The sequence below is a fragment of the Actinotalea sp. C106 genome, from assembly GCF_023630195.1.
Classification (GTDB): Bacteria; Actinomycetota; Actinomycetes; order Actinomycetales; family Cellulomonadaceae; genus Actinotalea.
The window spans coordinates 1-4,776 of record NZ_JALPKN010000245.1; the positions used below are offsets into that span (position 1 = coordinate 1).

The 4,776-nt window shown below is 74.2% G+C and carries 4 protein-coding genes; all 4 read left to right on the plus strand.

Annotation, left to right across the window (positions count from 1 at the left end; all coding sequences use genetic code 11):
• Positions 1-1,616 (plus strand): ABC transporter substrate-binding protein (locus tag L0B03_RS14035; protein WP_308200069.1); only part of this gene is annotated, 1,616 nt, incomplete at its 5' end.
• Positions 1,613-2,671, plus strand: coding sequence for an ABC transporter permease (locus tag L0B03_RS14040; RefSeq protein ID WP_250446839.1), 1,059 nt, complete (start codon positions 1,613-1,615; stop codon positions 2,669-2,671). The genes L0B03_RS14035 and L0B03_RS14040, both read left to right, overlap by 4 nt.
• Positions 2,668-3,561 carry an ABC transporter permease gene (locus L0B03_RS14045; protein WP_250446841.1) on the plus strand — a complete coding sequence of 298 codons (894 nt, stop codon included), beginning with the start codon at positions 2,668-2,670 and terminating at the stop codon, positions 3,559-3,561. The genes L0B03_RS14040 and L0B03_RS14045 overlap by 4 nt, the downstream gene beginning before the upstream one ends.
• Positions 3,558-4,776, plus strand: a 1,219-nt coding sequence (locus L0B03_RS14050; RefSeq protein WP_250446844.1) for an ATP-binding cassette domain-containing protein, incomplete at its 3' end; no start/stop codon positions are given. The genes L0B03_RS14045 and L0B03_RS14050, both read left to right, overlap by 4 nt.

Sequence of the window (4,776 nt, forward strand, 5' to 3'; positions counted from 1 at the left end):
GGGCGGCCGGCCTCGGCCTCCTGCTGCCGGTGGCCCTCGCGGCCTGCGGCACGACGGCGACCGGCGCCGACCCCGGCGCGGCGACGACCCGGATCGACGGCGGCACCATCGTGTACGCCCACGACCAGGAGCCGCCGTGCCTCTACGGCGGCTGGGTCCAGCAGGCCTACCTGTCCCGGCAGGTCCTCGACTCGCTCGTCTCCCAGGCCGAGGACGGCGAGATCGTGCCCTGGCTCGCGACCGGGTGGGAGGTCTCCGAGGATCAGCTGACCTGGACCTTCACCCTCGCCGAGGGCGTCACCTTCACCGACGGCACGGTCCTGGACGCCGAGGCGGTGAGCCGCAACCTCGAGTACTGGCTCGAGGAGGGTGGGAACAGCACCGTCGCGGCGTACCTGGCGCGCTACTACGCCGACAGCCGGGCCGCCGACCCGCTCACCCTGGAGATCACGCTCACCGAGCCCTACGCCCCGCTGCTCTCAGCTCTCTCCCAGGCGTACTTCGGCATCCAGTCCCCGGCCTCGCTCGAGCGCGAGGACGAGGAGATCTGCGAGGCGCCGATCGGCAGCGGGCCCTTCGTGGTCGAGGGCTGGGACCGTGGGGACGCGGTCCACTTCACCCGCAACCCCGACTACGACTGGGCCCCCGAGAACGCGCTGCACCAGGGCCCTGCTTACGTCGACGGGATCGAGTGGCGCTTCGTGCACGACCCCGTCGCGCGTTTCGGCGCCCTGGGCACGGGCGAGGCCCACGTCATCTACGACGTCCCGACGCCCCAGTGGGGGGCGGCCGAGGCCCAGTTCGACGTGCAGCAGTACATCACCCCGGGTCGCCCGGTGGCCCTGGGCCTCAACACGGTGGAAGGCCCCTTCGCCGACCGCCTGGTGCGGCAGGCCTTCGCCTTCGGCACCGACCGGGAGGCTGCGGTGACCAGCGCCTTCCACGGGGTGATCCCCTACGAGGGCAACGGGTCGATCAGCCAGAGCACACCCGGCTACGACGCCGAGGTCGCCGACGACTACCCCTACGACCTCGACCGGGCGGTGGCCCTCCTCGAGGAGGCCGGCTGGAGCGAGGTCGACGCCGAGGGGGTCCGGACCCGTGAGGGCGAGCGGCTCGAGGTGAGCATCGTCTACGGCGCCGGCTCGATCATCACCGCCGAGGGCACGACGGTGCTGCAGAACATCCAGGACCAGGCCAAGGCCGCCGGCTTCGCGGTCACCCTGGTCCCGGCCACCCGGGAGGAGCTGTTCTCGGGGAAGTACTCAGGCCCCGACACCTACGACGCCAAGCCCGGCTACTGGACCAGCCCCACCGCGGGGGTGCTGCACATCACCTTCCGTCAGCACCTCGAAGACAGCCCGAACTTCAGCAACTCGAGCTTCTACAACGACCCCGAGCTCGAGGAGATCATCGTCGAGGCGAACTCGACCCTCGACCCCGCCGAGCAGGACCGGCTCTACGGCCAGGCCCAGCAGATCATCAGCGACCAGGCCGCGAGCATCGGCCTCTACACCCAGACGACCTCGATCGCTGTCGGCCCCGAGCTCCGGGACGTGTGGCTCGAGGACTCGCAGGGCGAGCCCGTGTTCCACGACGCCCACTTCGTCGAGTGAGCGCCCCGACCACGCTCCCGGCGGAGCGCGCCGACCAGGTGCCCCCTGGCACCGGCGACACCGGCGAGGCGCCGCGGGGCCCGGGGCCTTCCGCCGCACCACGGCGTACCTCGGCCCGCGCGGTCCTGACGCGGCTGGTGAGCCGGGTGCTCGCCGCAGCACTCGTGCTGCTCGGTGCGGCCACGGTGGTGTTCGCGGTGCAGACCCTGCTGCCGGGGGACCGGGCGACCCTCCTGCTCAACCTCCAGACCGGCGAGGCGATCGAGCGCACGCCCGAGGAGCTCGCGCCGATCAACGCCCGGTTCGGCTTCGACGACCCCGTGCTGGTGCAGTACGGGACCTACGTGGGCGGCCTGCTCCGTGGCGACCTGGGGACCTCCTTCCAGCAGCACGAGCCGGTCACCCAGGTGATCGGGGACCAGATCCTGCCCACGGTCCAGCTCGCCCTCGGTGCACTCGTCCTGGCCTGGGTCCTGTCCCTGGTCACGGTCCTGGCGACCGCCGGACGACGACGCTGGGTCGCGGGGCTCGGCTCGGGGCTCGAGGCCGTCGCCGCGAGCCTGCCGCACTACTGGCTCGGGGTGATCCTGCTCGTCGTCCTGGCGGTCCAGGCCGGGTGGTTCCCGGTCATGGGCGGGACGGACCTGGCCGCCACGGTCCTGCCGGTGCTGACCCTCGCGATCCCGCTGGCCGGGTTCCTGGGGCAGGCCACGCGGGACGAGCTCGACCGCGTCCTCGAGCAGCCCTTCGTGCTCTCGGCCCGCACCCGCGGCATGGGGGACGCCGCCGTCCGGGTCCGCCACGCCCTGCGTCACGCGGTGGTCCCGGCAGTCACCCTCTCGGGCTGGGCCCTGGGCTCGCTGCTGTCCGGGGCGGTCATCGCCGAGTCGGTCTTCTCCCGGCCCGGCCTCGGCCAGGTGCTCGTGACCGCCGTCGACTCCCGGGACCTGCCCGTCGTCGGCGGGGTCGTGATCTTCGTGGCCCTCGTCTACGTGGTCGCGAACCTGCTCGTCGACCTCGCCTACACCGTCATCGACCCGAGGAGGCGACCGTGACCACTCCCGGCAGCGCGACCACCCCCAGCACCACCGGTGCCACGACCCTGACCGACAGGGCCCGCGCCGGGCTCACGGCGGCGCGACCGCCCCGGCTCGCGACGGTGCTCTCCCTCGCCGTCCTCGCCTTCGTCGCGGTCGCCGCCCTGGCCCCCGGGCTCCTCGCCCCCGGGGACCCGACGGCCATCCGGCTCGACCAGTCCCTGCAGCCCCCTTCGGCGACCCACCTGCTGGGCACCGACCAGTCCGGCCGGGACCTCTACACCCGGGTGGTCCACGGCACGCGCGAGTCCTTGACGATCGGTCTCGGGGCCACCGCCCTGGCCATGGTCCTCGCGGTGACCCTCGGCGTCGCGTCAGGGCTCGGCGGCCGGGTGACGGACCGGGTGATCGGCGGGGCCCTCGAGGTGGCGTTCGCCTTCCCGGTGATGCTGCTGGCCCTGCTGCTGGTGGCCGTGCGCGGACCGTCGAGCGCGACGCTCGTCATCGCGGTCGGGATCGGTTCGGCCCCTGGCTACGCCCGGATGGTGCGGGGGCAGGTCCTCGCGGTGCGGCGCGAGCCCTACGTCGAGGCTGCCGCTGCGCTGGGGCACCCACGCCACCGGGTGGTCCTGCAGCACGTCCTGCCCAACGCCGTCCGCCCGCTCCTCGCGATCGCGACCCTCGGCGTGGGGCAGTCGATCGTGTGGGCCTCGGGTCTGGCCTTCCTCGGCATGGGGGTCGCGCCGCCGTCGCCCGAGTGGGGCGCCCTGCTCGAGGCCGGGCGCATGTACGTCACGACCGCGTGGTGGCTCGAGGTGGTGCCCGGCCTCGCGATCGTCGCGGTCGCGGTCGCCCTGACGACCCTCGGCCGCACCCTCCAGCAACGACTCGAAGGAGCACCCTCATGACCCTCGCCCTGACCGACGCGGCCCCCGGGGCCCAGACCCTGCCTGACCGGCCCGTGACCCCGATGCTGCGGGTCGAGAACCTGCGGGTCGGCTTCGGGCGGGCAGCCGAGCGGACCGAGGTGGTCCGCGGGGTGTCCTTCGAGCTCTCGGCCGGGCGCTGCCTCGCCGTCGTCGGGGAGTCCGGCTCGGGCAAGAGCGTCACGGCCCGCACCCTGGTGGGCCTCACCGGGCGGGGATCCCACGTGCGAGCCGACCGGCTCGAGCTCGACGGGGTGGACCTCCTCCGGCTGGGCGAGCGCGCCTGGCGGCGGGTGCGTGGCCGCAGGATCGGCATGGTCCTGCAGGACGCGCTGGTCTCCCTGGACCCCTTCCGCACCGTCGGGGCCGAGATCGCCGAGCCGTTGCGCCTGCACCGGTGGGGGTCGCGGTCCGAGCGCGCGGCCCGCGTGCTCGAGGTGCTCGAGGAGGTCGGCGTCCCCGAGCCGGAGCTCCGTGCGCGGCAGAGGTCTGACGAGCTCTCGGGAGGGCTGCGCCAACGGGCCCTGATCGCCTCCGCCCTCGCGCTGGACCCCCGGCTGGTGATCGCCGACGAGCCGACCACCGCCCTCGACGTGACCGTGCAGGCCCAGGTGCTCGACCTGCTCGCCGCCTCCAAGGACCGCGGCACGGCCGTCCTGCTCATCAGCCACGACCTGTCGGTCGTCGCGCGCCTGGCCGACGAGGTCTGCGTCATGCGGGACGGCGAGGTCCTCGAGCACGGCCCGACCGAGCAGGTGCTGCGCCGGCCCGCGCACCCCTACACCCGGGCGCTGCTCGACGCCGTCCCCTCGGCGGCCACGCGAGGGGCGCGACTGGCGCCCTCGACGCTGGGCTCCCCGCTGCGCGAGACCCCCGCTCCGGCTCCGGGTGACGCCGTCGGCCGGCGGCCGGTGCTGGCGGCCACGGATCTCGTCAAGAGGTTCCGCGGCCCCGACGGCGCCGAGCGCACCGTGGTCGACGGCGTCTCCTTCGAGCTCGCCGCGGGGGAGACCCTCGGGATCGTCGGGGAGTCGGGGTCGGGCAAGACGACCACGGCGCGGATGGCCCTGGCCCTCCTCGAGCCCGACGGCGGGGAGGTGCTGCTCGACGGGGCTCCCTGGAGCGCGGCGGGCCCCGCCGAGCGCCGGCCGCGCCGCCGTCGGGTCGGCGTCGTCTACCAGGATCCGCTGAGCTCCT